This is a genomic window from Bacillus sp. UNC69MF (assembly GCF_000746035.1).
GTDB lineage: Bacteria > Bacillota > Bacilli > Bacillales > Bacillaceae > Bacillus > Bacillus velezensis.
Genome location: NZ_JQKM01000003.1, coordinates 484,033 through 508,394, shown reverse-complemented (window position 1 = coordinate 508,394; position 24,362 = coordinate 484,033). Strand labels below are relative to the sequence as shown.

The 24,362-nt window shown below is 44.9% G+C and carries 28 protein-coding genes; 2 read left to right on the top strand and 26 right to left on the bottom strand.

Annotation, left to right across the window (positions count from 1 at the left end; genetic code table 11):
• Positions 1-107 precede the first annotated feature (107 nt).
• The 20 genes from hpf to degS form a co-directional block, all read right to left on the bottom strand.
• A complete protein-coding gene (gene hpf / locus BR62_RS0102545; protein WP_003151413.1) occupies positions 108-674 on the bottom strand; it encodes a ribosome hibernation-promoting factor, HPF/YfiA family in 567 nt (188 codons plus the stop codon).
• 194 nt (positions 675-868) lie between these two features.
• Positions 869-1,246, bottom strand: coding sequence for a DUF8042 domain-containing protein (locus BR62_RS0102540; protein ID WP_003151412.1), 378 nt, complete (start codon positions 1,244-1,246; stop codon positions 869-871).
• A gap of 9 nt (positions 1,247-1,255) precedes the next feature.
• Complete coding sequence (gene fliT / locus BR62_RS0102535; protein ID WP_007614086.1) at positions 1,256-1,600, bottom strand: flagella biosynthesis regulatory protein FliT; 345 nt, start codon at positions 1,598-1,600, stop codon at positions 1,256-1,258.
• Positions 1,600-2,001: a flagellar export chaperone FliS gene (gene fliS / locus BR62_RS0102530; protein ID WP_032869562.1), complete on the bottom strand. Its 402-nt coding sequence runs from the start codon at positions 1,999-2,001 to the stop codon at positions 1,600-1,602. The genes fliT and fliS overlap by 1 nt, the downstream gene beginning before the upstream one ends.
• Before the next feature lie 19 nt (positions 2,002-2,020).
• A complete protein-coding gene (locus tag BR62_RS0102525) occupies positions 2,021-3,568 on the bottom strand; it encodes a flagellar hook-associated protein 2 (RefSeq protein WP_025285350.1) in 1,548 nt (515 codons plus the stop codon).
• 250 nt (positions 3,569-3,818) lie between these two features.
• Entirely contained in the window at positions 3,819-4,649 is an 831-nt protein-coding gene (gene hag / locus BR62_RS0102520; RefSeq protein WP_007614094.1) for a flagellin Hag, read from the bottom strand.
• A 143-nt stretch (positions 4,650-4,792) separates the two neighbouring features.
• Positions 4,793-5,017 carry a carbon storage regulator CsrA gene (gene csrA / locus BR62_RS0102515; protein WP_003151402.1) on the bottom strand — a complete coding sequence of 75 codons (225 nt, stop codon included), beginning with the start codon at positions 5,015-5,017 and terminating at the stop codon, positions 4,793-4,795.
• Positions 5,011-5,442, bottom strand: coding sequence for a flagellar assembly protein FliW (fliW, locus tag BR62_RS0102510; RefSeq protein ID WP_007407475.1), 432 nt, complete (start codon positions 5,440-5,442; stop codon positions 5,011-5,013). Before fliW ends, csrA begins: the two co-directional genes overlap by 7 nt.
• Before the next feature lie 29 nt (positions 5,443-5,471).
• Complete coding sequence (locus BR62_RS0102505; RefSeq protein WP_032869560.1) at positions 5,472-6,041, bottom strand: DUF6470 family protein; 570 nt, start codon at positions 6,039-6,041, stop codon at positions 5,472-5,474.
• A 90-nt stretch (positions 6,042-6,131) separates the two neighbouring features.
• Complete coding sequence (gene flgL / locus BR62_RS0102500) at positions 6,132-7,049, bottom strand: flagellar hook-associated protein FlgL (RefSeq protein ID WP_032869558.1); 918 nt, start codon at positions 7,047-7,049, stop codon at positions 6,132-6,134.
• 11 nt (positions 7,050-7,060) lie between these two features.
• A complete protein-coding gene (flgK, locus tag BR62_RS0102495) occupies positions 7,061-8,578 on the bottom strand; it encodes a flagellar hook-associated protein FlgK (RefSeq protein WP_032869556.1) in 1,518 nt (505 codons plus the stop codon).
• A gap of 15 nt (positions 8,579-8,593) precedes the next feature.
• Positions 8,594-9,076 carry a flagellar protein FlgN gene (locus BR62_RS0102490; RefSeq protein ID WP_003151394.1) on the bottom strand — a complete coding sequence of 161 codons (483 nt, stop codon included), beginning with the start codon at positions 9,074-9,076 and terminating at the stop codon, positions 8,594-8,596.
• Positions 9,077-9,090: 14 nt separating this feature from the next.
• Positions 9,091-9,357 (bottom strand): flagellar biosynthesis anti-sigma factor FlgM, encoded by a 267-nt coding sequence (gene flgM, locus BR62_RS0102485; protein ID WP_003151393.1) that lies wholly within the window; start codon positions 9,355-9,357, stop codon positions 9,091-9,093.
• Between the two features lie 69 nt (positions 9,358-9,426).
• Positions 9,427-9,846 (bottom strand): TIGR03826 family flagellar region protein, encoded by a 420-nt coding sequence (locus BR62_RS0102480; protein WP_012118571.1) that lies wholly within the window; start codon positions 9,844-9,846, stop codon positions 9,427-9,429.
• 73 nt (positions 9,847-9,919) lie between these two features.
• Complete coding sequence (locus BR62_RS0102475; RefSeq protein ID WP_231559573.1) at positions 9,920-10,609, bottom strand: phosphoribosyltransferase family protein; 690 nt, start codon at positions 10,607-10,609, stop codon at positions 9,920-9,922.
• A 5-nt stretch (positions 10,610-10,614) separates the two neighbouring features.
• The gene (locus BR62_RS0102470; protein ID WP_007407481.1) at positions 10,615-10,899 is read right to left on the bottom strand and encodes a late competence protein ComFB; all 285 of its coding nucleotides are present in this window, start codon (positions 10,897-10,899) and stop codon (positions 10,615-10,617) included.
• 57 nt (positions 10,900-10,956) lie between these two features.
• Entirely contained in the window at positions 10,957-12,342 is a 1,386-nt protein-coding gene (locus BR62_RS0102465) for an ATP-dependent helicase ComFA (RefSeq protein ID WP_032869552.1), read from the bottom strand.
• 108 nt (positions 12,343-12,450) lie between these two features.
• The gene (locus BR62_RS0102460; protein ID WP_032869550.1) at positions 12,451-13,299 is read right to left on the bottom strand and encodes a DegV family protein; all 849 of its coding nucleotides are present in this window, start codon (positions 13,297-13,299) and stop codon (positions 12,451-12,453) included.
• Between the two features lie 97 nt (positions 13,300-13,396).
• Positions 13,397-14,086 carry a two-component system response regulator DegU gene (degU, locus tag BR62_RS0102455; RefSeq protein ID WP_003219701.1) on the bottom strand — a complete coding sequence of 230 codons (690 nt, stop codon included), beginning with the start codon at positions 14,084-14,086 and terminating at the stop codon, positions 13,397-13,399.
• Between the two features lie 76 nt (positions 14,087-14,162).
• Positions 14,163-15,326, bottom strand: coding sequence for a two-component sensor histidine kinase DegS (gene degS, locus BR62_RS0102450; RefSeq protein ID WP_007407484.1), 1,164 nt, complete (start codon positions 15,324-15,326; stop codon positions 14,163-14,165).
• 222 nt (positions 15,327-15,548) lie between these two features.
• On the opposite strand from degS, the gene BR62_RS0102445 reads away from it, so the two are divergent.
• Together BR62_RS0102445 and BR62_RS0102440 are read left to right on the top strand one after the other, a co-directional pair.
• The gene (locus BR62_RS0102445) at positions 15,549-16,196 is read left to right on the top strand and encodes a YigZ family protein (RefSeq protein WP_007407485.1); all 648 of its coding nucleotides are present in this window, start codon (positions 15,549-15,551) and stop codon (positions 16,194-16,196) included.
• A 4-nt stretch (positions 16,197-16,200) separates the two neighbouring features.
• Complete coding sequence (locus BR62_RS0102440; protein WP_032869548.1) at positions 16,201-17,481, top strand: LCP family protein; 1,281 nt, start codon at positions 16,201-16,203, stop codon at positions 17,479-17,481.
• Positions 17,482-17,579: 98 nt separating this feature from the next.
• Here BR62_RS0102440 and BR62_RS0102435 read toward each other — a convergent pair whose 3' ends face one another.
• The 6 genes from BR62_RS0102435 to tuaD form a co-directional block, all read right to left on the bottom strand.
• Positions 17,580-18,656: a glycosyltransferase family 4 protein gene (locus BR62_RS0102435; RefSeq protein WP_003151382.1), complete on the bottom strand. Its 1,077-nt coding sequence runs from the start codon at positions 18,654-18,656 to the stop codon at positions 17,580-17,582.
• Positions 18,657-18,797: 141 nt separating this feature from the next.
• The gene (gene tuaH, locus BR62_RS0102430; RefSeq protein WP_032869546.1) at positions 18,798-19,985 is read right to left on the bottom strand and encodes a teichuronic acid biosynthesis protein TuaH; all 1,188 of its coding nucleotides are present in this window, start codon (positions 19,983-19,985) and stop codon (positions 18,798-18,800) included.
• Positions 19,986-20,004: 19 nt separating this feature from the next.
• The gene (gene tuaG, locus BR62_RS0102425; RefSeq protein ID WP_012118576.1) at positions 20,005-20,763 is read right to left on the bottom strand and encodes a teichuronic acid biosynthesis protein TuaG; all 759 of its coding nucleotides are present in this window, start codon (positions 20,761-20,763) and stop codon (positions 20,005-20,007) included.
• A gap of 23 nt (positions 20,764-20,786) precedes the next feature.
• Positions 20,787-21,467, bottom strand: coding sequence for a teichuronic acid biosynthesis protein TuaF (gene tuaF / locus BR62_RS0102420; protein ID WP_007407488.1), 681 nt, complete (start codon positions 21,465-21,467; stop codon positions 20,787-20,789).
• Positions 21,464-22,951 (bottom strand): teichuronic acid biosynthesis protein TuaE, encoded by a 1,488-nt coding sequence (tuaE, locus tag BR62_RS0102415; protein ID WP_032869544.1) that lies wholly within the window; start codon positions 22,949-22,951, stop codon positions 21,464-21,466. Before tuaE ends, tuaF begins: the two co-directional genes overlap by 4 nt.
• A gap of 66 nt (positions 22,952-23,017) precedes the next feature.
• The gene (gene tuaD / locus BR62_RS0102410) at positions 23,018-24,358 is read right to left on the bottom strand and encodes a UDP-glucose 6-dehydrogenase TuaD (protein ID WP_007407490.1); all 1,341 of its coding nucleotides are present in this window, start codon (positions 24,356-24,358) and stop codon (positions 23,018-23,020) included.
• Positions 24,359-24,362: the final 4 nt, after the last annotated feature.

The window sequence follows — 24,362 nt, the reverse complement described above, 5'->3', positions numbered from 1 at the left end:
TCCATGTATACCTCTCATTATCATAACATACCTTTTGCTATTTCCAAAGAATTTGCAGGTAAAGATAGAGAAAAACCTTCCGCGCGTTCACGGAAGGCTGGATGGGTTTATTCAGTCGGTTCAATTAATCCGTATTTGCCGTCATTTCTGCGGTAAACGACGTTTGTGAGATTCGTCTCCGCGTTGGTGAATACGAAGAAATTATGTCCGAGCATATTCATTTGGAGAATCGCTTCTTCATTATCCATCGGTTTTAAATTAAAACGCTTTTGACGGACAATTTCCGGGCTGTCATCTTCAATTTCGTCCTGAACCGCTACGCCCGTATCAGCAGCGCTGCCGTTCTCGAAATAATGTTTCGGAAGACCCTGCTCGCGGAATTTTCGGTTGACTTTAGTTTTATGCTTTCGGATTTGACGTTCCAGCTTGTTTGTTGCGAGATCAATTGCATTGTACATATCCTCGTTGTGCACTTCAGAACGAAGCGCCAGATCAGTCATCGGAATGGTGACTTCAACTTTGGATTCCTTATCATTATAGAATTTTAAGTTGACGTTCACATCGGCATTGACGCTCTGCTCGAAATATCGCTCCAGCTTGCCGATTTTTCTCTCCACATGATCCTTTAACGCAGGTGTAACCTCAATGTTTTCTCCTCTGATATTGTAGTTCATCAAAGAACGCCTCCCTTTATCTAAGGATATGTAACTATTTCTCTTTTACCCCTTCTGATCCCTGCTGAAACGTTAAAATAATGTGTAAATTCGGTGAACGATGACGAATGGTGTCGGTTTTATCCGGCAGCTTCCGCCAGGATTATAAGTATATGCGGAGGACGCAGGCAAAAGACCTGCCGCTTGCAGCAGGTCTAGTGAAGAACATACGGTTTGATGCAGTCGTGCGTCTGCTCCATCCACAGCTTATAATGCGGCAGAAAGATGGTTTTTAAAAACTCCTGAAAAGGGGCGGACGGGAAATCATAATCATTTAACATGCTGAAATCCTGAAAGATCTCGTCAAATGAGCGGATCGCCGTCTCCACGCATCGGCACTCAATGATAGACAGCAGAAGCGCATGAGAGGAATCGAGATGAAAAAAAGCCTGAATCAAATCGTTGTAAATCCGCTCGCCCTCCGTCTTAAAAAAATCATCCTGCGTGTCCAACAGGTAGCAAAGCCCCTCATCAATCGTAAAAAGAAGCTGGTAGTAGGCTGACACCAAATGGTAATCGTTCAAACTTCTCAAAACACTCACCTATTTGCGTTTGTCGTAAAAACGGCCGTCACTTGTCGTTTGATGATACGGATTGAAATACGTATTATGGTAGATTCGTTTTTTCTTAAGCGTTTTTATTTCATTTCGGATACCATCCTGAATCCGTTTTACTTCGCCGGTAATCAGGCGGTCCATCGCGGCCACCTGCTGAAGCAGCGTTTTTTCTTCTTCGGAAAAAGGCGGCTTTATGCCCGCAAGCATCTCCTCCCTTTTCTCCGTAAATGCCGTAACGCTGCTGATGAGACCGTCGCTTTCCGGGGCGTCCTTCAGTGCGGCGTACATGTTCTTCGTTTCGTTATACAAAGAAAAGACATTGCTGTTCATCAGGCAAGGCCGCCCGCGCCGTGGCTGTTTTTCCGTTCACTCTGCATGGCCTGCTTCCACGTGTCGCGAAATTCAGTAACGAGCTTTTCCGCTTCATCTAAAAACTCTTCGTTATTCTGCACGTTCGCATCGATCAGTCGGCGGCGGATGTAATCATAAATGGATGACATCTGTTCAGATATCTCAATCTCCCGGTTTAACGTGATGCTGAGCTCTTGAATGATGTTTTGCGCCTTTACGATATTTTCATTTTTGGCTTCAAGGTTGTTTTGCTTCATCGCCTGCCTTGCCAGCTTAATGAATCGCAGGCAGCCGTTATAAAGCATAAGGGTCAGCTCTTCCGGAGCGGCTGTAAAGACGGATGTCTGCTGATAAGCAGCAAAAGGATTATTTATTGCCATTTTTATAAAACCTCCAAGGTTATGATGTTGAAGATCCTAACATTGACGTGAGATATGAAGATTGGCTGTTCAATTTCTCCAATGCCGTATCCAGTGCGCTGAACTTTTTATAATATCTCGATTCGATGTCATCCAGCTTCGTTTTCATATTGGAAATATTTGTTTCTATTTCATTCAAACTTTTTCCGATGGCAAAGCTGGATGATACCGAGCTTTCTGTACCCGCCTGTTTTGAAATTTGAGTCTGCATTTTGTTTAATGTGTCTTTTAATCTCCGGGCAATCCCCTGCTCCTCCGGGTTTTTGATAGTCTTACCGGTTGAGCTGTCTGTAATCGTACTTGTACTGTCTGCATTAAACAGCTTAGCCACGAGAGAGGGGTTCTCGGTAATTTTCTGTTTCAGTTTCGCTTCGTCTTTAATGACGAGCTTTCCAAACTTTCCTTGATCCTCATAACTAGACGTCTCTATACCGAAATCGGCAAGCTGATATTTTTTTCCGTCAATCGTAACCGTTGAGTACAGATCAAGCCGCATTTCAGCCAAACCGTTCTGCAGCGTGCTGTCGCTCCGTAATAACCCGCTTTTGGCCTTTGCCTCCCACTGCTCAATCTGCTTATCGGTCATCGCTTCTCTTTGTTCATCGGTTAGCGGCTTATAATCGCGGTATTTTGATTCTGTTACCTTCTCGTTTGCACTTTTAATTAACGTATTGTATTTATCAACGAAATCTTTAATGTTGTCAAAAATGCCGTCCGTATCAGTCGTGCTGTTAATCGTAACCGTTTTATTGCTGTCCGTCACGCTGTTCAGCGTGTATTTGATGCCGTTGATCGTAAAGTTATTTGACGTTTTTGTCATTTCAAGCCCGTTGAACGTAAACTTCGCGTTTTTCCCTTCGGCATTGGCCGTCAGTTCATTTGTTGCATCATCAACGGCAAAACCGAGCTGATCTTTCAGAAAGCTTTTGGTTGCGTCATCACCTGCGGCAAGGGTAAATCCTTCCCCCGTTTTATTGGAAGTGAACGCAATCGTGTCCACATAATCCGTGCCGTTGGAAATTTTCTCTTTTAAAGCCGTCACTCCGAGACCCGAGCTGTTCAGTTTGGAAATGACATCGTCAATCGTATCGGTTGCGGCGATCGTGACGTTTACCTCAGTCGGCTTCGTTTCACCCGGATTTGTGACATTGAATTTCAATGTTTGGCTCTGACCTGAAGTGAAATTGATGGCCCCTGATGATTTATATGTCGTCGAAGTGGCCAGCTGCTGTACAGACATACTCGTTGAAATATTCTGCTCAGCACTGACGGCCACCGCGCTGACACTGGAATCCGAACTTGTTACTGTTTTTTTATTCCAGTTTGTGGACATCAGCATATTATTAAATGTCGTAGAATACATGTCGGCAATCTGGGTATTCACTTCCCGATAAGCATCGCGCTTCCATTCAAGCGTCTGCTTTTGCTGGTTTAATTTATTAAGCGGCTGCTTTTCGGCATCCATCATTTTTTTCACCAGAGAATCTACATCAAGACCGGAATTAAGGCCTGTGATTCTTGTGACCATATGTACCCTCTCCTTTTCGGCGTTTAGTCGTAGACGGCTCTATGACAACAGTGAGTTTCCGACTGTTTATCATATCACAGCTCCATAAATGTATGATCTTATTCTTATATCGGTCATATTAAAAGGTTTTCAATAATTTAACTGCAAAATATAATGTTTCATTTTGTCAATAGGGTTCTTTGGCTTGCTGAAGGGGGAGATAGCTGAAGAAATAAAAAAAAGACCCTGGAGAACCAGGATCTTTCCGTCATTAACCTTTCAGCAATTGAAGAACTTGCTGAGGCTGTTGGTTAGCTTGCGCAAGCATAGCTTGAGAAGCCTGAGTAAGGATGTTGTTTTTCGTGTACTCCATCATCTCAGAAGCCATGTCTACGTCACGGATACGTGATTCAGCAGAAGTCAGGTTCTCAGAAGAAGTACCAAGGTTGTTGATTGTGTGCTCTAAACGGTTTTGAACCGCACCAAGTTTAGCGCGCTCGCTTGAAACTGTGTCGATAGCTGTTTTGATTGTTGTAAGAGCAGTAGATGCTGCATCTGCGGAAGTAGAGATATCAATTCCTGCAGTAGCAGTCCCAACAGCAAGACTTTCAGAATCCATTTTATTAATTGAAAGTTTCATAGTTTGACCTTCATTGGCACCGATTTGGAAAGTCAGGTCAGTTGCTGTACCATCAAGTAATTTCTTTGTGTTGAATTCTGTGTCTGTAGAAATTCTAGTTACTTCAGAAGAAAGCTGATCCATTTCTTTTTGTAACTCAGCACGGTCAGAAGTAGTGTTCGTGTCGTTAGCCGCTTGTGTAGCAAGCTCGCTCATACGCTGAAGAATGCTGTGAGTTTCGTTTAATGCACCCTCAGCCGTTTGGATAAGAGAGATTCCGTCTTGAGCGTTTTTAGAAGCCATGTCTAAACCGCGGATTTGGGAACGCATTTTTTCAGAGATCGCAAGACCCGCAGCGTCATCACCAGCGCGGTTGATGCGAAGACCTGAAGATAATTTTTCCATGTTTTTTGCAGCAGAGTTTGAACCTGCATTCAGCTGACGGCTAGTGTTAAGAGCCGCGATATTGTGGTTGATTCTCATTTTGTATTTCCTCCCTGAATTGTTTTTCGCACGTCCTTGTGCATTTGCGCAGCGTCATTCTGAAGAAAATATTTCCTCTCATTGGCTACACTATATATATCGGATGGCCGTTTCTATTGTTTATATTGAAAATAAAAAAATCCTCACTTTTTTTGTGAGGATAAGTTAAGTAATAAATCAGTATTAAAAGATACAGCTCTGTTGTTCTCTTCCAGGATCGACAAGTAGATTTCTTTCCTGTGAATATCTACGTGCTGAGGCGCTTCAATTCCCAGCTTCACTTGTTCTCCTTCGATGGCGATCACCTTTATTTCAATATCCGGCCCGATCTGAATGGACTCATTCACTTTTCTTGAGAGAACTAGCATGATCCTCCTCCTATCAGATGTTTTGTTTCATAGGAAGCATCATGTAAAATGATTTGTTTCGCCTTCATTTCCTTTTTATTGACGATAATCGGCGCTTTTAAATTGGCGGTCGTGTTTTCAAAAGGCTCTTCCAGCGTTAAAATCGCCATCACTTCGACGTCCTCTATATCTTCAATATGCAAAAGTTCAAGCGTCGCATGGTCAATGTCAAATTCGTACCCTTTAAAGAAAATAAACGGACTGGCGACAATAAAGGCGATGTGCTCCTGTTTGACAGACTGCAGCGCCAAAAACGGTGAATCTTCCGACAAAGGAAGAACAACAAATTGAGTCTCGTCATTAAATCCCGGCAGGCCGTTTTCAAATGAGATAATCTGCCCTTCGTCTATTCTGATTTCTCCGTGATATTTTGTTTTAATTATCATGCTTCACAATCCTTTACCACTTTCATCTTTTATTCTGCGTTGCCATCGTCAACCGAAATCGTCACCTTAGGGTCTTGCATCATATCAATCTGAACTTTCCCCGGCGTATAATTCCATACAGGTTTATTGACGGCTGCTTCAATTGAAGGTTTGCGGGCTTCAATACCAATCGTAAGCTTTGAAGGAATGCAGTCAATGTCGACGAGAAACTGCGCAGGCAGAAAGTCGCTGAATTCGCCGAATGGATCGGGCGGTCTGACATCTGCTGCCTGCCGGGCCATCACATTGCCCGTTTTCTTTTCGATAGCCGCCATTTCCTTCCCTTCCCTGACTGTTTTTGCGATAAACTCGCTGCAGGCTTCCGCACCTTTCTGGGCGGCTTCAGCGTTCAGCTTTTCAAATGATTTGAGATTCAAGTTCTCCCACGCCCTCGTCTGGTCAATCGTCAGTTTGGCCGGCGTGCTTTCAATGTTCAGCTCTGCCGGCGGCTGCTCGATTTCCAGGTCAGCGGGCGGCTGTTCCATCTCGATTTCTTCCTTTTGAAAGGTTATACCGATTTTAGCAGGCACACTGTCAATAATCAATCTCGGCATCTGCACAGAGACCCCTCCTATTTATAATATTTTAGTAAAAAAAGCGATCTCCCTGGTGTGAGTCGCTTTTTTATATACTGAAGACGGTCAGTTATATTATTTCAGAAAGTCAATCAGTGACGGCTGAATGATATTCGCATTCACTGACAGCGCTGCTCTATGAACCGTCTGTTGAGATAAATAATCAACAATTACATCTTCCATTTCTACATCTTCATTATCGGACAATACTTTTTCAGCGGTTGCCGCTTGTGATTCCAATCTTGTCTGAATGAGTTCCAACCGGTTTGTGCGTGCGCCGATATTGGATTTTTCAGCATTCATTTTATCAGTAAAACCGTCAATATCTGACAGAATTTGATCTGAATCTGCTTCGGACAGCGTGCCTTTGCTTAAAGAGGCTTCTAAGGAGTTAAGAAATTCAAAAACATTATCTCCATTTTGTGCGACGCCTCCGAAAGCTGAGTTCGGATCAGAATTCACTTTCAGCACTGCTCCGTTCGAGATGTTGATGTTAACATCCGAAGTACCTGTATAATTCTCATAGTTGTACGTATATGTGCCGTCGGCATTTTCAGTGATCGGCGGGACGTCTGAATTTGTTCCGTTAAACAGATAACGTCCGTTTACCTGAGTATTCGCGACAGAAACGAGCTGCTTTTTCAGCTGGCCGATTTCTGTACCGATTGCTTTCAATTCTGTTTCACCGTTCGAATCACTTTTCGCCTGAACCATCAAGTCCCGGATTTTCCCCATAATATCCGTTTCCGAGTTTACGCTTGATTCCGAGTTTTCCAGCCATGTAAAGCCTTGCGAAACATTCCGCTGATACTGGTTTACCTGCGCAAGCTGAGTACGGTACTGCATTCCCTTCATTGCAACGACCGGATCATCAGAAGCTTTCGTGATTTTTTTCCCCGTAGACACTTGCTGCTGAAGCCGATCGAGCTTGTCATAACTTGAGCCGATAAATCGAAGAGAATTTTTTGCGATCATCCCTTGAGTTACTCTCATTTACTTATCTCCTATCTTCCTCCGGTGCCCATACCGTTAATAATTTTATCGAATATTTCATCTTGCATCGTTATGATCCGCGCAGCAGCATTATAAGCGTGCTGAAACTGAATCATATTTGTCATTTCTTCATCTAAAGACACTGCACTGACTGATTGTCTCCGTTCATCGGCTGAAAGGGTGTTGCTTTCAGAGTTGTTCATAAGATTGGCCGCTTTTTGTGAATTAACGCCCAGCTTTCCGATAAGGGATTCATAAAAGTCATTAATTGTAGTGGTTTCACCGTTAATAGTCAGCTTGCTGTTCTGTACGGCTGCAAGATTTGTCGCGTTGGTGCCGTCACTTTTTTCTCCGTTTAACGACGCTGCGATATTATCAGTAGACGCAAGGATTTTGTCACTGACTTTTATTTTCGCTGCCGCACCTTTTGCCGGCACCGCTTCACCGCCGCTGAAATCAAAAAATGCTGCACCCTGTTCGCCTGTATAGGTCTTCCCTTTTTCATGAACTGCATTAAACGCGTCAGCAAAGGACAGCGCCATATTGTCAAGAGCCGTCAGCATTTCAGGATAAAGACCTTTTTCTTCTCCGTTTGACATATAGCCGTATGATTCAATAAGACCTAAGAGTGAGCCTTTTCCGGTAAATGCATCCGCATTGACCGTATTGCTGCCGACTGACACACTCGACACGAGGCCGCTGTCCTTATCGTAGTTGATTTTCATTTCTGAAACTGTTTTTGTGTTACCGTCGAGCAGCGTACCGAGAGAATTGTTGTTTCCGTTCAGCAATTCGACGTTAACCGTGCCCTCAGCAGTCGCCAAGGCATGTCCGCCCGACTTATTATATGAAACTTTAATATTTGCCATAGAAGATAATTGATCAATCAATCTGTCTCTTTGGTCATACAAATCATTAGGGAGCATACCGCTCGGCTCAACTGCCGCTATTTGATTGTTAAGGTCATTCAGCTGATTGAGAATGGAATTGACCTGATCCGCTGTGTTATCCAGGTTCTTTTTAATATCACCCTGAATGTTAGTCAAAGAGGTAGATATATAGTTAAAACTTTCGGCAAGAGATTTCCCCTGCTCCTGCAAAACTGAGCGCGCTCCCGTATTTTCCGGATTCGTCGCCAGATCCTGAAGGGCATTCCAAAACGAACTGAGCGATCCGTTTAATCCGTTATCATCAAGCTCTTTCATGACGCCTTCCATTTGCGACAATGAATTGGAACGGGCTGTATAGTACCCTAATTTTGTATTTTCAGTTCTGTACTGATAGTCTAAAAAACTGTCTCTGACGCGCTCAACTGAACCGGCTTTTACTCCTGTTCCGATTTGGCCGGCCGTCAGATCACTGTTTTTTGATACTGCGGGATAAGGGCTCGTCGATTGTAATGTGACGCGCTGCCTCGTATATCCTTCTGTATTTGCATTTGCAACGTTATTTGAAACTGTGCTCAATGCAGTCTGCTGCGCACTCAATGCACGCCTTGCTGTTTCGAGCCCCATAAAAGTCGATGGCATTGAAAATCCTCCGTTCTAAGCTTTTGAATCGAATAATGTCAAACGGCTGACAGGCTTGCGCGCCGCTTGCGGCTCTTTATAATTCATATTCTCTTTTTCACCCGGCATGATCATATCGAATGCCCCGGAGATGAATTGTAAAGCCTGAATCGTGAGCTGTTTGTTCATCTCATTCACTTCTTTCAGACGGTCAAGAAGCGCAGACAAAGAGTGAAATAACCCTTCAAGCTCCTGTTTTTCACTGCCTGAAGTTCTGGAGATGCATGCAGCAATTGTATTGTCCTCACCGCGGCTGAGAAACTGAGAAGTTAACCTGATTCGCTCTTCCTCAGTCTGCCCGATTGCCTGAATATACTTTTGCTCTTTGGTCAATATGTTGGAGAGCTCTTTTGTTTTACCTGCTTTCAGCGCTTCCGTTTTCTCCTCAGACAGCGTGAGCAGATGTTCATGCAGTGCGCAAAGTCGCTTCAGTTGATCAATAATTGGCTTTGCTGACATTGGCTTTCTCCTTTTTATTGCTTTTTATAGAAATTCACTATGTTTTCAGCGATGCTGTTTGAATCTATTTTATATGTTCCGCTCTCTATATCCGCTTTAAGCTGAGCGATTTTTTCCTGTCGTGTTTTAGTGACCGCATCTGACGCATTTTGAAGCTCTTTTGCATGAGAAGAAATTTCCACTTTGTCCTTCGGCTTTGCAGCCTCTTTTTGTACGGCTTGCTTTTCGTAATTTTTTTGGTATGGATTAACGGATTGTGTTCCGTACTGATTGATTTTCATAGGATTCCTCTCGCTTTCTGTTCGCAGTCTAATTCTTTTATCGACTGCGTTATCAGTTAGTTTAGGGAATCAGGTGTTTTTGGTATTATAGGCATAGTATGTGTCTTTTGTACTGTTTTTCTCTTCGAATTCAGCGGCTGTTTTTTGGTTCATATGGTCTAATTGCGACTCAATATCTGTCTGACAGGACTTGCAAAATTTCCCCGTCCTGATTGGATTTCCGCACCTTTCGCAAGGATATGCCAAATTCGGAAGCTGGCTGATCTGAATTCTTTTTTGTTTGATAAACTTGAGGATCAGCTCTTCATCCACACCTGTTTCCTCAGTGATCTGCTGCATCGTCGACTGTCTGTTGATCTGCTTTCTCAAAAATTTATAGACGGTTTCAAATGCTTTTTCTTCTTCTTTAATACATGCCTGGCACACGGTCTGCAGGTTCGTTTTAAAAAATAAAGCATTGCATTTTGGACAATTCGCCAATTCACCCATCGTATTAACTCCTATTCCTTCTTTAATCTGCCTTATATTTCTATCAATTATATCGGCAGAAAAAAAGAATGATTTAGCTCCTGATTAAAGTAAAAGAGGAGACCGATGACGCTTTACCCACTGTCAGCAGGACTTCGGCGGCTTGGTGAAGTGTGGCGCCCGTCGTATAAATATCATCTATTAAAATGACGTTCATACCTTCGGCGGAGTTTTCGGCTGCTGAAAACTTTTTTTCTGCAGACAGCCTGTCTGTTTTGCTCTTTTTGGATTGTTTTTCGTTGTTCAGTCGGATGAGGGGGGAAATGACGGGCATTCCGAGCAGAGAGGCCAGCAGTTCGGATTGATTGAATCCGCGTTCCGCCAGCCGTTCGCCGCTCAGCGGAGTAGGGATGAGAGTATGTGTATTTGATGGATATGCCGCTTTAAAGCCGGCAGAAAAGTCACGTTCAAATGCTTGAATGATTTTCGCATCACCCCTGAATTTAAAACGGGCCAATGAGTCCTTCATCGCATCATTATACAAATATACCGAACGGTTTTGCCGCAGCAAAAAGCGCTTTTCCGTTTTTGATTCCCGGGCCGCACAATCAGCGCATTTTTCATTTGATTCCTGAGGCCTCCCGCATATACTGCATACGGGGCCTTCAATTTTTTCGAATTGGCTGCTGCATATGCTGCACATCTCTTGCTCGGGTGCCAGAGAAAACAGAGATCTCCAAGTCAATGAACTTGAAATTGGTGAGTCACACAATAAACAATTCAGAGATATTACGCTCCTTCCCGAGTTTCACAGAACTCGCTTGGATTAACCGAAACAATCGCCGCTGATTCAGCCAGAATGACAAGCAGCGCCGTATTTTTCTGTTTATCAACTATCTCTGCTTTTGCATAAGCAACTTTCTTTTTATCTGTAACATATGCCGGCTCAGCCCGGTTTAATGAAAGTGCCAGTACATCATTTTTGCATACCCGGCATGTGCATTTCATATGAAGCTGAGACATATGGCGGTCGAGAAGTTCCTTTAATACGATTTCTTTTGAATTGACAAGCATGCTGACAGCTCCTCATAGGAAAGTATGAGTATACTGTATCACGTTTTCTGAAATTAACTAGTCCAACAATTTACTTTTTTGTGCCAATTTGTTCATATGTTCTATATGTTTTTTTGCTTTTTTCATTCCGTTTGTAATTCCGAAATGAAACATGACGACATCACCGCTGAAATGTTTATAATGCCTTCCCGTTCTGCCCGCGATCTGTACGAGCGCGCTCTCAGTAAAGATAGGTGCTTCTGCGCCGAGGACACATGTCTGAACTTTGGGCACGGTAACCCCTCTTTCTAAAATCGTAGTCGTTACCAGCAGGTCAAGCCGGCCGTCTCTGAACCGTTTCACTTTATCCTTTCTGAATGTGTCTTCCGCATGAACGCCTTCTGCCCTTACATTTAATTTCTGAAAATAATCCGTTGTCTTTTTCAATACATGTACAGACGGAACGAATAAGAAAACCGGCAGCTGTGATTGAAGTTTTTGGCGGACCCAATCCGTTACAGGGCGCGGCAGTTTTCCTTTCTGAAGCTTCTTCTTCCAATTTCCGCACCACAAAAAACGCGGCTCCGGGAGGGGTTTCCGATGATATCTGGCCGGTATGCGGACGCTTTTCAGCAAACCGGCTTCAGCCTTCTTTTTTAATGTGTCTGAAGGAGTTGCCGTTACATAAACAAGGGCGCTGTTTTTCTTCCTCGCTTTATCAACAGCGAATCTTAATGTCTCATCGGCTGAAAAAGGAAACGCATCTACTTCATCTATTATCATGACATCAAAAATGTCTCGGTAGCGCATCAGCTGGTGAGCGGTTGAAATCATTAACGGAGTCAGACGGCCTTTGTCCTCGCTGCCGCCGTACAAAGCAGAAACTTCGACTTTCTCAAATGCTTTTTTCAGTCTCGGCAGCAGTTCAAGTACGACATCTGTACGCGGAGTCGCGACACAGACGCGCAAACCGTGATTCAGCGCAAACTCGATACCCGGAAACAGCATCTCTGTTTTCCCCGATCCGCAAACCGCCCATACTAACAGCTCTTGTCTCTCTTTTATCGCATCTGTAAGCGCGGCGGCCGCCCGCTTCTGTCCGTCTGTCAGTGTTCCTTCCCAAGAAAGCTTTACAGGCTCCCAGCTGTTTTCATGGGCTTGATTCCAAGAATATAATGATGTCAGTTCATCAGCCCTTCCCATCACGACACAGGCACGGCAATAGGTAATCTGCCTTTTGGCAGAGGGCGCCCAAAATGCCGCAAAGCAGGCTTGATCAGACTGACCGCATCGTTGGCAGACGTAACGGTTTTTCCGGCGGATGATTGACGGCTCGGCCGTTATATATTCTTTTTCTGTAAAACGCTTGATGCGCTGGTCTGAAAACGGTATCTCAGATCTCAATAAATGCCGGCCGTAAAAGAAATCCCGCACCTCTGAAAATTCTGAAGCACCTTCGGACATCTCCCTGCCTCCTTTCTGCTCAAAGTATGCCTTGTCGGGAACCCACTTGTCGAATTGCGAAAATTAAAAAATAAAAAAATCTCCGCCCTTGAAAACGGAGATTTTCACTTAGTTTTTAAAGCACCAGCCGATTCCGATGGCGCCTTCGCCCAAATGGGTTCCGATCACGGCACCGAAATAGCTGTTATAGAATTCGACATGAGGATATTTACCGCTTAACTCCTGTATAATATCCGCCGCTTCTTCTTCCCTGTTTGCATGGATGACAGCGGCCCGCATCGGGATTCCTTTACTTGCATCCTCCCCAAACAGCTCAAAAATTCTCGAAATCGCTTTTTTGCGTGTCCGAATCTTCTCAAAAGGAACAATTACCTTATTGTCAAAATGAAGAATAGGCTTTACCTTTAACAGACCACCGATAAAAGCCTGAGCACTGCTTAGACGCCCGCCCCGCTGGAGGTGTGATAAATCGTCCACCATAAAATACGCACGGACTGTTTTTTTCATTTCTTCCAGCTCTTTTATAATCTCTTCCGGTGAGTCAATACCGTCTTTAATGAGCTGTGCTGCCTTTAATGCATAAAAACCTTGTGCCAAACAGCTGATCTCTGAATCAAAGGGATAAACTTTAATATGATCAACCATAGTGTTTGCCGAGGCGGCGCTGTTATATGTTCCGCTGATTCCGCTGGACAAATGTATGCTTATGACTGCATCATATGTTTTGCCCAGTTCTTCGTACAATGCGATTAATTCACCGAAAGAAGGCTGAGACGTAGTCGGCAGCTCATCATGATTTTTTACTTCTTTATAAAAACTTCTCCAGTCGAGTTCTGTTTCTTCGCGGAATGTTTTTTCACCGAAAACCACTTGGAGAGGAATCATATGAATATGATGTTCTTCTCTCATCTCTTTCGGAATATATGCTGTACTGTCTGTTACAACTGCAATCTTCATCACTTTACCTGCCTTATTAAGTACTTAATAAGTATTTTAATAGATATGCAGCTGTAAAAAAAGACTTGCCATAACAGGCAAGTCTTCTCACACATGGCTAACGCATCTCTACCCAGCCGTTTTTAATGGCCACGACAACGGCTTGTGTCCGGTCATTAACGTTCATTTTCTGCAAAATATTACTCACGTGGTTTTTCACTGTTTTCTCACTGATAAACAATGATTCACCGATTCCGCGGTTGCTTTTTCCGTCTGCAAGCATTTGCAGCACTTCACATTCCCGTCTCGTTAATATATGTAATGGTCTCCGGATTTCCGGGTAAACCTCATGCTGAGGATGAGCAGAAACTCCGCTTGTCGCAAGACGGCGGAATTCGTTGACAAGATTGTGGGTTACTTTCGGGTGAAGGTAAGAACCGCCCTCGGCTACCACTTTCACTGCTTCGATTAAAGTATCTGCGTCCATCTCTTTCAGGAGATAGCCTCTTGCACCTGTTTTTAAAGCATGAGTCACATAGTTTTCATCATCATGGATGGAGAGGATAATCACCTTAGATTCAGGGTACAGCTCAACAAGCTGTTTAGTAGCCTCTACTCCATTTACATTCGGCATATTGATGTCCATTATGACAACATCGGGATGATAATGCTCGACGATTCGAGCCGCCTCATCTCCATCGTCACCTTCTGCTACCACTTCAAAGGTAGGTTCAAAATCCAATATTCTTTTTACACCCTCACGGAATAGTTGATGGTCGTCGATAATAACAATATTTACTTTAGTCACACGCTACGCCTCCTTATCCTATTGTTCTATATACGCCGCTGTTCGGTCAATATGTCTTTTGGCTCTATTTAACAAATTATAGGCCGAGAGATAACGGAACCTTAATCATGATAAATGTCCCAAGACCTATTTTAGAGTCTATCGTTATCGTTCCTTCAAGCAGATCTACTCTTTCTTTCATTCCCAGCAAGCCGAATGACTTGTTTTTCTTTTGTTTAGCATCCTTAATATCAAAGCCTTTTCCGTTGTCCTTAATGATGAGAACGACAAAATCAGCGGTTACTTCCACTTTTACTGTAATTTCCTCTGATTCTGAATGCTTGAGTGCATTTGTGACGGCTTCCTGAGCGAGACGGAAAAGCGCCACTTCAAATTGCGGGGCAAGCCTTTGGTTCTCCGTGTCTCCGATACACTGAAAATGTATTTTCACCTTTCCGTTGTATTCTTCAGTTGTATAAAGATATTTTCTCAGTGTCGGAATCAGCCCGAGATCGTCCAATGCCATCGGTCTTAAATCATATATAATCCTTCTGACTTCGTAAAGGGCATTCCGCACATTCTGCCGCAGATTTCTGATTTCCTGAAATCCGTCCTCCGTGCCGCGGTCGCGGAAGATCCGTTCAATTAATTCCGATCTCATCATGACATTTGCCAGCATTTGCGCGGGACCGTCATGAATTTCTCTGGAAACTCTTTTTCTTTCTTCCTCTTGGGCTTCAATGATTCTTAAACCGAAATCTTGTTTAGCCTGCGCATCGGCAAGAAGAAGCCCTACTTGGCGAAGGTCTTGATTCAGGTAATTCAGAACGACGGTTATTTGGCTGACCAATGATTCTGACCGTTCAATGATTTCCTGAAGCCCCAAAAGCCGGCGTTCTAAATCATCTCTGCGCTCCCGCAGCTGCTTTTCACGCTGTTGGATCATCGTCAGTTCCACTTGAAGTTTGTGCGCCTTTTCATAGGCGTTGCGAATTTCTTCTTCGCTGAACTTATGGAAATTTCTGCTTACTTCAGACAAGCGGTTTCGTGCGTGCCGCGTATGAACTTCAAGTTTGTCGCCCAGCTCAATGACTTCGTAGACCTGCTGTTTGATCTGTTTAAGTTCTTCAACCAGCTGCTCATATTGCTGGCGCGACTGCTCTCCGATTTGAAAAACCTCGTCCTTACTCCCGTCCACGGTTTTCAGCATTTTCATAAGTATAGAATCCAAAACTTTGGAGTCCATCTTCGATTTATTCATCTGTCTCCCTCCGTAACGGTGTTGTTATGTATTTTTATTATAAATGTAATTGAACTGCAATTTATGTCGAATTATAATGAAAGAATGCGTATATTCTAGAAAAAAACATTTTTATATAGTATCTTACTCTTTCATGATACCAAAATATGCGCAAAAATTCTAAAGTCTGTTCGAATTTGTAGAAACAAGTCTTTTAATGCTTGTCAGGAGGGTCCAGCAATCATGCTGCACAGCTATTTAACAGTTAAAGAAACGGGTGAACATGAGATTGTGATTGAAAAATCGCGTTTTATCTGTCACCTGAGCCGTGCTGCTTCTGAAGAGGAAGCGCAGGAATTTATACAAAAGATAAAAAAACAGCACTGGAATGCGACTCATAACTGCTCAGCTTATCTGATCGGCGAAACCGACCATATACAAAAGGCGAATGATGACGGAGAACCAAGCGGCACAGCCGGCGTCCCCATGCTGGAAGTGCTAAAAAAACGCGGTCTGAAAGATACCTGCGCGGTGGTTACCCGGTATTTCGGCGGAATAAAGCTCGGTGCAGGCGGATTGATTCGTGCATATGGGAAGTCAGTGTCTGAAGGCTTAAATCATATAGGAGTTACGGAGCGGAAGCTGATGCGGATTATGCATACATCAGCGGATTATACGTGGCTCGGCAAGATAGAGAACGAACTGAGAGAATCAGTTTTTTTACTGAAAGATATCCATTATGCGGATCATGTCGAATTTGAAACGTACGTTGAAGAAAAAGACAAAGAAGCGTTTATCAAATGGATGACAGAGCTGACGAACGGCAAGAGTAAGAATACAGAGGGAGAACTGACGTATTTAGAAACAGACGTCAGCCCTAAAGGAGACTAATGTAATGGCTGAACGTGTAAGAGTGCGTGTTCGAAAGAAAAAGAAAAGCAAACGAAAGATCATATTCAAACGAATTTTGCTGCTGCTTACCCTCGTTTTGTTAGTCGCTGCCGGGTTTGGCGGATACAAAGTATACAAAACGATCAATGCGGCAGATAATGCATATGATGCCCTTTCCCGCGGAGACAAATCAAAACTTCGGGATAAAGTCATCGATATGAAGAAAAAACCGTTCTCCATTTTGTTTATGGGGATCGAAAATTATGCTACAAGCGGAAAAGGCGGACGATCAGACTCTCTTATTGTCGTTACCCTTGATCCGAGAAATAAAACAATGAAAATGCTGAGTATTCCGCGTGATACGCGGGTGACGCTTGCCGGCGATACAACCGGTAAAAAATCAAAAATCAATGCGGCTTTTGCTAAAGGCGGGGCGGATGAAACCGTCTCAACCGTCGAAGACTTATTAGGCATACCGATTGATAAGTATGTCACTGTCGATTTTAACGGCTTTAAGGATGTTATTGATGAAGTCGGCGGAGTCAATGTAAAAGTGCCTTTTGACTTCGACGAGATGAGTGACGTCAGTAAAAAGAAACGGATCTACTTCAAGAAAGGAAACATGCATTTGAACGGTGAGCAGGCTCTGGCTTACGCACGCATGAGAAAGCAGGATAAACGCGGAGACTTCGGCCGTAATGACCGCCAAAAGCAAATCCTAAATGCACTGATCGACCAAATGTCTAAGGCTGGAAATATTGCTAAAATCGATAAAATCGCTGAAACAGCAAGCAATAATGTCCAAACGAATATTCGAATCACTGAAGGACTCGCCCTTCAGCAGATTTACAACGGCTTTACCAGCAAAAAGATTGATACACTGACCATAACAGGATCAGATTTATATTTAGGCGGCGGCGGAACCGCGTCTACGGGCGGAACGTATTATTTCCAGCCCGATCCGACCAATCTCGAAAAAGTACGGCAGGAATTGCAGAAACACCTGGATTACCCGTCCGGAAGCAGCACGGCGTCCGATCCTGCTTCTGACAGCACCGGAACGGACAGTACGACTGATTCGACTTCTGACAGCACAGGAACAGGCGGTACGGCTGATTCGACTTCCGGCAGCGCAGGAACAAGCGGTACCACTGATTCAACCAACGGTACTGCCGGTGCAAACGGTACGGACAGCACACAGTCCGGCGGCACACAGTCCGGCGGCACACAGTCCGGCGGCACACAGTCCGGCAGCACACAGTCCGGCGGCACAACAGGCTATTAAGAGTAAACCCGATCCTTTGAGAAGGATCGGGTTTTTTTATATAATAAGAGAATAGCAGAATCCACAAAAAAGCAGACCATTCGCATGATCTGCTCTTTTTAATTTTTCTTTACCAATCTCTTGTAAAACTTGGTAAATGGTTTAAATTGTTCATTTACTAACCCTGTGACCTCTGCTATGATTTGCATAAATACAATCAATACAAAAATAATAAACAGCGAAAGCCATATGGTCGCGCTTTTCAGCAGGATGGCACTGACGCTGAAAATAAAGCCGATTAAATAAATGATAATGACAGCCGTACGGTGTGACAGCCCGAAGGCCATCAGCCGGTGGTGTATATGTGACTTATCAGGCGCTGAGATCGGCTGTTTGTTTAAAATCCGTCTGATGACGGCGAATGTCGTATCAAAAATCGGCACGCCCAAAATGATGATCGGAATGATGATGCTGAATAAAGTAACACTTTTATAAAGACCTAATAATGAGAGTACTGAGATGACGTATCCGAGAAAGAGCGATCCGGTATCTCCCATAAATATCTTTGCCGGGTGAAAATTATAAAATAAAAATCCGAGTGTGCTTCCTATCACGACAAGTGAAAGTGACAGAATAAGGATTTTCCCTCCGGACAACGCCATAACGGCGATAGTGGAGAGTCCGATGACCGACAGGCCGGCAGCGAGTCCGTCCAAACCGTCAATCAGGTTCATCGCGTTCGTAATACCGACGATCCATAACACAGTCAGCGGGTAAGCGACCCATCCCAATTCTAAACGTTCCGTTAAAAACGGTACGGAGAAAAAGTCCATTTTCAGTCCCGTGCTCACAATCATAATGGCCACGGCCAGCTGGACGAAAAACTTTACCTTTGCGCTTAATTGGTATTTATCATCAAGGATTCCTAAAATAACAATAATAAACGCACCCACTGTAATGGCGGTCATTTTCGTTTCATTATATATGCCGGCCGCGAGCACACCCGCCGCTACGCCGATAAAGATGGCCAGGCCGCCCATACGGGGCATTATTTTATCATGTACTTTTCGGTTGCTGGGCTGGTCAACTGCACCTATTTTGATCGCAATTTTTTTTACGATAGGAGTTAGGATTAAAACCGTTAGCAGAGAGACAAAAAACGCAACAACTATGCGAAACATGCGTTCGTCAAGCATAAAGAAGTCTCCTTTGGAATTATATGAAGTCTTTTCTGATATTGAACCGTTCCTTCCATTATAATTCTTACTAGTTATTATAACAAGCATCATCAAAAAGAAACACGCAAATCAAAAAATGCGCTTTCCCTTTTAATGGGATTACGCATTTTTCAATATACCCGTGCATTCGAGCATTCGGCCGAATAAAACATTCCAATCCCGTCTCCGGGCCAATTCACGGCGCAAAGCCTCATATGATCCGCTGCGGTCCGCTGCCAGAAGCGCGTCGCAGGCCGCAATGAAATCTGCGGGGTCACTGCCTTCAACGTATTCATAGACGAAAGGCCTTTTGATTTTTGACGTAGAAGAAAGGTTGCAGCCGACAACCGGTTTCCCGGCGGCTAAAAATTCAAAAAGCTTAAGCGGAAATACCGCGTCATTATAAGGTGAATTTTTATACGGCATGATGCCGATGTCGACAAGCTGCATATAGGACGGCACTTCATTCGGCGCGGCAGGTCCCGTCCAGATGACATTCGGACGCTCCAGAAGCGACTTGAAATCCGGATCGTCCTGAGCCGTGTTCGGGCCTACCAATAAAATCGTCCAGTCAGGCCTCACATCTGCCGTTTCCGCCATAAGCGCAAAATCGAGCTTCGGTTTGATTCCGCCGATAAAACCGAGAACCGTTCCGTTCCGTCCCCGTAAAATGTCTTCATCCGGCTGTTTATTTTCCCGTGAAAACAGGTCATATTCCACTCCGTTTTCAATGGTGAACACTTTCTGGTGCGGGTTCTCCAGCTTTTTTCCGACCTCGTGGTGCAGACAGTCAGATGTACACGTAATGGAATCGGCACGCTGAATGATTCTCAATTCCGCCTGTTTAATGATGTTTCTTCTAACATTTGACAGCACCCCGGACCGGCCGCTGATCGGAGCGGCCCACAGATCACTGCAATCATAAATCACTCCATCCCAAGGAAACAGATCTGCCAGAAGCGGAAAACCGGGGAAGGTGTACCATAAGCAGCAGCGGGCCCCTTCTCCTTCTTCCTTCAGCATGTTCACCAATGGTGAAAGCTTATGCCTGTAGCACATGTCTGTATACCTGCCGAAGCGGAAAGCTTTGTGCCGCATGAGATCCTTTACAGTGAACTGCCGGATTCCCTCGGCGATCCCGGCCATCTGACCATCATTGGCTCGCGGAGACGGGCATACCCAAATGACGCTTTTCGTTTCTTTTTGCCGGGCGAGAAATTCAGCCAGCCGGTGCCGTCTGTATCTCAGCCGGTCATGACCCCATTCCGCCGCTCCGACGATTACGTGAATAATCGGTTCCACCTTCATCACCCAGCTCCTCTGACGCCTACAGTCTTTTCAAGACCGCGTTTTTTGCATATTGCATAAAACACCACGAAGCCTTGATAAAATGCAGGCGCTCAATTTCTCTATAAACAAACCACGTTTTTTTTGCGGCTTTCCACTTGTTGCTTGAAATCGAATTCTGCACAAGCCTGTATTCTGAAAGGCACTCATTCAGGCCGTAAGCCGTAAATCCCCTTTTCAGCAGGGAAAGCCATGTCGCTAAATCCTGCCGCGTTCTGATATCAGGCATTTGAATCTGTCCCGTCTGCTCTCTGTCAATCATGACCGTTAAACATCCGATAATCGTGTTTTTTAAAGCTTCATCATATGACAGGCTTTCAGGGGCTTGAATCGTTTTGTCCGTCGGCGTTCCGTCCTGCTCCATGACGCTGTAGCCCGTAAATGAAAAAGCGCAGGACCGCTCTGCCATAAACGCAAGCTGTTTTTGAAGCTTTTCCTTTTTCCATCTGTCATCGCTGTCCAGAAAAGCGACATAACGGCCCTTGGCATGTTTAAGGGCTGTATTTCTGGCAGCCGCGGCTCCCCCGTTTTTCTCTAAATAAACGACGCGGATCCGCTCATCCTTTTGTTCATATTGCCGTAAAATATCTCTCGTTCCGTCCGTTGAACAATCATCCGCGATAATCATTTCCCAATGCGGGTGGCTTTGATGTAAAACGGACTGAATCGTGTCTTCGATATATTCACTTGCATTATAAGACGGTGTAATGACAGATACGAAAGGTTTCCAGTTTGTCATGGTCACATCTCCATCGCAGATTTTTACAAGGACTCTCTAAAAAACTCAGGAATGACAATGAACATAAATGCAACTGCAATACCGATTAAAACGCCCAGAACCGCTTTCTTTTTCGGCGGCATGCCTTGTCCCGCCGTTTCATTCATCGGCTCTGAATTGATGATGCCGGCCGCTTTCAGGTTCAGCTGCGTATTTTTCAATTCGTATAAAAATCGTTCCTTATCCACTTTGGCGTCCGCGCTGACGGTTTCTCCTTCAAGCGCAGCAATACTCTGCCGCACTACTTTTGCCCGTTTTTCAAACAGGTCCTGATCATTCTTCAGAAAAGTTTTTATGACGGCTTGAAACACCGATTCGGTCTCCTGCTTGTTTTGGCCGCTGTAGCTGACCGTGATCAATGAATCTGATTGTGTTTCGACAGTCAGTTTACTTTTCACGGCCGCTCTTTCTTCGTCTGTTTTATCAGGCAAAGCCTGCTTTAAAAAGGCATCGCTCGTCAAAAGGAGCGGGATTTCTTTTGTATTGTTATAAAGCGGATGATCATAATTTCCCGCGGCGATCGCGGCTTCTGATGTAAAACTGCTGCCCCCGCTGATTTTTGACGGCAATACATATCCCGCCGCCCCTAACACAACGGGCAGCGCAATGATCCAAATGATATTCTTTTTGATACGCCGGGTTATTCTTGTCAACATATCCTTCATCTCGCATCTCCCTGTTTTTCATAGTACGCCGTGACGGCAGGCTCCTTTTGTAAACGCCTCAATATATTGACCGCCGCGATCACGAGCGAGAGAAATACCCAGTGGAAAAATAAATTTGATACGGAGCTTGGGCTGATGCTGCTTACCAAAAAACCGGCCATCGCCGTGATAAGTCCTTCTGTGATCAGTCTTGACTGATTTTCCGATTTTCTTTCATGACATTTATAAAGTGTCCAAAAAAGGAACAAATAGACTGTCAGGTAACCGAGCATCGTAAGAACGCCGAAGTTCGCCATAATCTCGACGAGCCAGTTGTGCACCTCAACTACGCCGCCCGTATCATAAACGGGCTCCGCTTTTAAATAGTAAGAGACGTTTCCGGCACCCACTCCGAACCCCCAGGAATCAATCACATAGTGAAAGGCGTTTTTTAAAAGATTCGCCCTCGCAAGGTTGGAAGGAAGCGGTTGCTGTCCCGGCATCGCCTGCGGAGCTGAAAACAGATTCAAGACGGCATTGGTGATACGGCCCGCAAATAAAACCGCAAACAGCGCCGCACCCGCTCCCGCTGCGTACAGCGCGAGTTTTTTCAACAGGGAAGGCAGCAGGATGAAGACGTATACAGCCGCCCCCGCGCATATGCCCAGCAGACTCGCGCGCGAACCGGTCAAAATGATTAAATACAAAGCGCAGATCGCAAAGAGCAGGCTGACGGCCTTCACATAGCCGTTTTTCATATTTTTCACCGCCGCCGCATACAGAAAGAAACTGATGCACAAAAACGTTGCGAAATCATTTTGATTAAAGAAAACGGACGTCGGATAATGCTGTTTGTACTGCGGGCCGTTATAAAGCGTGGAGCTCGGCAGATGGTGGTGTGTAAAATGGTTGTAAAAGCCGATCGCCATCACAAAAATGGTCATCACAAGCCATATGCCGTAAAAAACCATCAGCTGATCAAAGCGCTGAATGAACATGACAATAAGATAAATCAAAAACATGCCCATTCCCATTAAAGCTAAATATTTAATCCCGTACGTCACGGATTTTGCCCACAATAACGATAGGAGACCGTATGTAAACCATAAGGCGAAAAACATCAGAACCCCTTTTACATTCACCCGATTCCATCTGTCAATATGATGGCGGTTTGTCAGGATGCCGGCGACGTGAAGGGCGCCCGCTCCGATTAATAACAGCCGGTATATAAATAAGCTGAAAAATCCGAGATGGACCGCAAAGAAGGCCTGGTTTAAAAATGTACACGCGATCAGTATATAAATGAGCCCCATAAACATCTGACCGTTTGTTGTAAAGGCGGATAGCAAAGCAAGTCCGGCAAAGCCGATCATGGCGGCAAACAGCAGCACGGTGATTTTTCCGAAGCCGGCATCCGCCCTGACCGCCTCCAGCATGATGAATCCTCCTGTAATGAGAGCGGCAAGCAGCACAAGAACATGTGCCGCTGAACGTTTGATACTCACATGGCAAACCCCTTTCCAAAACCGGCAGCCGAGCCGGGCTGCCGAGAGCCTGAAGACAATCTTTTTCTATCTTGCCAGTTCTTTTATTTGCCGATCGGCATGAACCGCCGGACGTCCGACGGAATGATAAGTGAATCCTGAAACCCTCATATATTCCAACGGAAACATATTTCTGCCGTCAATGATGACCGGCTGTTTGAGCAGCTGCTTCACTCTCTGAAGATCCATCTCCTTGACTTCCGGCCAATCTGTTGTAATCAGGCATGCGTCCGCGTTTTTGATGGCACTGTACAGCTCTGTGTGATATTCAATGCCGCCGTCTCCTAATATCGCTGACGCTTCGGGAATCGCGATCGGATCATACGCTTTCACGTGAGCGCCCTGCTCTTTAAGACTTGTGATGATATCAAGAGCCGGGGCAGAGCGGACGTCATTTGTGTGCGGTTTAAAGGCCAGCCCCAGTACGGCCACGGTTTTCCCTTTTAAGGGACCGATGGCGCGGTTCAATTTTTCCGTAATACGGACCCGCTGCTTCTGATTGGTTTCAATGACGGCTTCCATCATTTGAAACGGATAGCCGGCGGCGTTTGCGATATGCAATAAAGCCGTTGTATCCTTCGGAAAGCAGGATCCGCCGAATCCGATGCCCGCCTGGAGAAATTTATTCCCGATCCGGCTGTCAAGACCGACGCCTTCTGACACGTGGGAAATGTCCGCCCCGACACGTTCGCAAATATTGGCGATATCGTTAATAAAAGATATTTTGGCGGCTAAAAAAGCATTTGCGGCATACTTAATCATTTCCGCGCTTTCAAGATTGGTCTTTACGATCTTCGTACGGAACGGCTTATGAAGCTCTTCAATGACCGAAGCGGCATGTTCGCTTGTGGCGCCGATGACCGCCCGCTCCATCTGCATCGTATCCCGCACCGCCGAACCTTCGCGGAGGAATTCAGGATTTGACGCGACATCAAACGGATATTTTCCCTTTGACGCTTCGCTGACGATTTGGTAAACGAGCTTTCCTGTCCCGACCGGAACAGTGCTTTTGGTGACAATGATTTTGTATCCGTTCAGCTGTTCTCCGATTGTTTGCGCCGCTGCCTTAATGTAGGTCAAATCGGCTTCACCCGTCTTTGACATCGGCGTACCGACGGCGATATAGATGATATCAGCGGCTTTCACAGCCGGCTCAGTGCCGGCCGTAAAGGATAAGCGCCCGGCACTGACATTTTTTTCGGCTAATTCCTCAAGCCCCGGTTCATATATCGGGATGACTCCGTTTTGCAAGCTTCTGATTTTCGCTTCATTGATGTCACAGCAAGTCACATGATGGCCGATTTCCGCAAAACAAGTTCCAGATACAAGACCTACATACCCTGTTCCTAATACAGCGATTTTTTTCACAGCT

What these genes read in the sequence shown, in the direction of transcription:
- hpf (WP_003151413.1), bottom strand. Translation starts at nt 674, where the DNA reads ATGAACTACAATATCAGAGGAGAAAACATTGAGGTTACACCTGCGTTA.
- BR62_RS0102490 (WP_003151394.1), bottom strand. Translation starts at nt 9,076, where the DNA reads ATGTCAGCAAAGCCAATTATTGATCAACTGAAGCGACTTTGCGCACTG.
- BR62_RS0102465 (WP_032869552.1), bottom strand. Translation starts at nt 12,342, where the DNA reads ATGTCCGAAGGTGCTTCAGAATTTTCAGAGGTGCGGGATTTCTTTTAC.
- degS (WP_007407484.1), bottom strand. Translation starts at nt 15,326, where the DNA reads ATGAATAAATCGAAGATGGACTCCAAAGTTTTGGATTCTATACTTATG.
- BR62_RS0102525 (WP_025285350.1), bottom strand. Translation starts at nt 3,568, where the DNA reads ATGGTCACAAGAATCACAGGCCTTAATTCCGGTCTTGATGTAGATTCT.
- tuaF (WP_007407488.1), bottom strand. Translation starts at nt 21,467, where the DNA reads ATGAAGGATATGTTGACAAGAATAACCCGGCGTATCAAAAAGAATATC.
- hag (WP_007614094.1), bottom strand. Translation starts at nt 4,649, where the DNA reads ATGAGAATCAACCACAATATCGCGGCTCTTAACACTAGCCGTCAGCTG.
- fliS (WP_032869562.1), bottom strand. Translation starts at nt 2,001, where the DNA reads ATGGCAATAAATAATCCTTTTGCTGCTTATCAGCAGACATCCGTCTTT.
- BR62_RS0102480 (WP_012118571.1), bottom strand. Translation starts at nt 9,846, where the DNA reads ATGGGTGAATTGGCGAATTGTCCAAAATGCAATGCTTTATTTTTTAAA.
- flgL (WP_032869558.1), bottom strand. Translation starts at nt 7,049, where the DNA reads ATGAGAGTAACTCAAGGGATGATCGCAAAAAATTCTCTTCGATTTATC.
- fliT (WP_007614086.1), bottom strand. Translation starts at nt 1,600, where the DNA reads ATGAACAGCAATGTCTTTTCTTTGTATAACGAAACGAAGAACATGTAC.
- BR62_RS0102460 (WP_032869550.1), bottom strand. Translation starts at nt 13,299, where the DNA reads ATGAAGATTGCAGTTGTAACAGACAGTACAGCATATATTCCGAAAGAG.
- tuaH (WP_032869546.1), bottom strand. Translation starts at nt 19,985, where the DNA reads ATGAAGGTGGAACCGATTATTCACGTAATCGTCGGAGCGGCGGAATGG.
- BR62_RS0102470 (WP_007407481.1), bottom strand. Translation starts at nt 10,899, where the DNA reads ATGCTTGTCAATTCAAAAGAAATCGTATTAAAGGAACTTCTCGACCGC.
- fliW (WP_007407475.1), bottom strand. Translation starts at nt 5,442, where the DNA reads ATGATAATTAAAACAAAATATCACGGAGAAATCAGAATAGACGAAGGG.
- csrA (WP_003151402.1), bottom strand. Translation starts at nt 5,017, where the DNA reads ATGCTAGTTCTCTCAAGAAAAGTGAATGAGTCCATTCAGATCGGGCCG.
- flgK (WP_032869556.1), bottom strand. Translation starts at nt 8,578, where the DNA reads ATGCCATCGACTTTTATGGGGCTCGAAACAGCAAGGCGTGCATTGAGT.
- BR62_RS0102440 (WP_032869548.1), top strand. Translation starts at nt 16,201, where the DNA reads ATGGCTGAACGTGTAAGAGTGCGTGTTCGAAAGAAAAAGAAAAGCAAA.
- flgM (WP_003151393.1), bottom strand. Translation starts at nt 9,357, where the DNA reads ATGAAAATCAATCAGTACGGAACACAATCCGTTAATCCATACCAAAAA.
- tuaG (WP_012118576.1), bottom strand. Translation starts at nt 20,763, where the DNA reads ATGACAAACTGGAAACCTTTCGTATCTGTCATTACACCGTCTTATAAT.
- BR62_RS0102445 (WP_007407485.1), top strand. Translation starts at nt 15,549, where the DNA reads ATGCTGCACAGCTATTTAACAGTTAAAGAAACGGGTGAACATGAGATT.
- BR62_RS0102435 (WP_003151382.1), bottom strand. Translation starts at nt 18,656, where the DNA reads ATGCTTGACGAACGCATGTTTCGCATAGTTGTTGCGTTTTTTGTCTCT.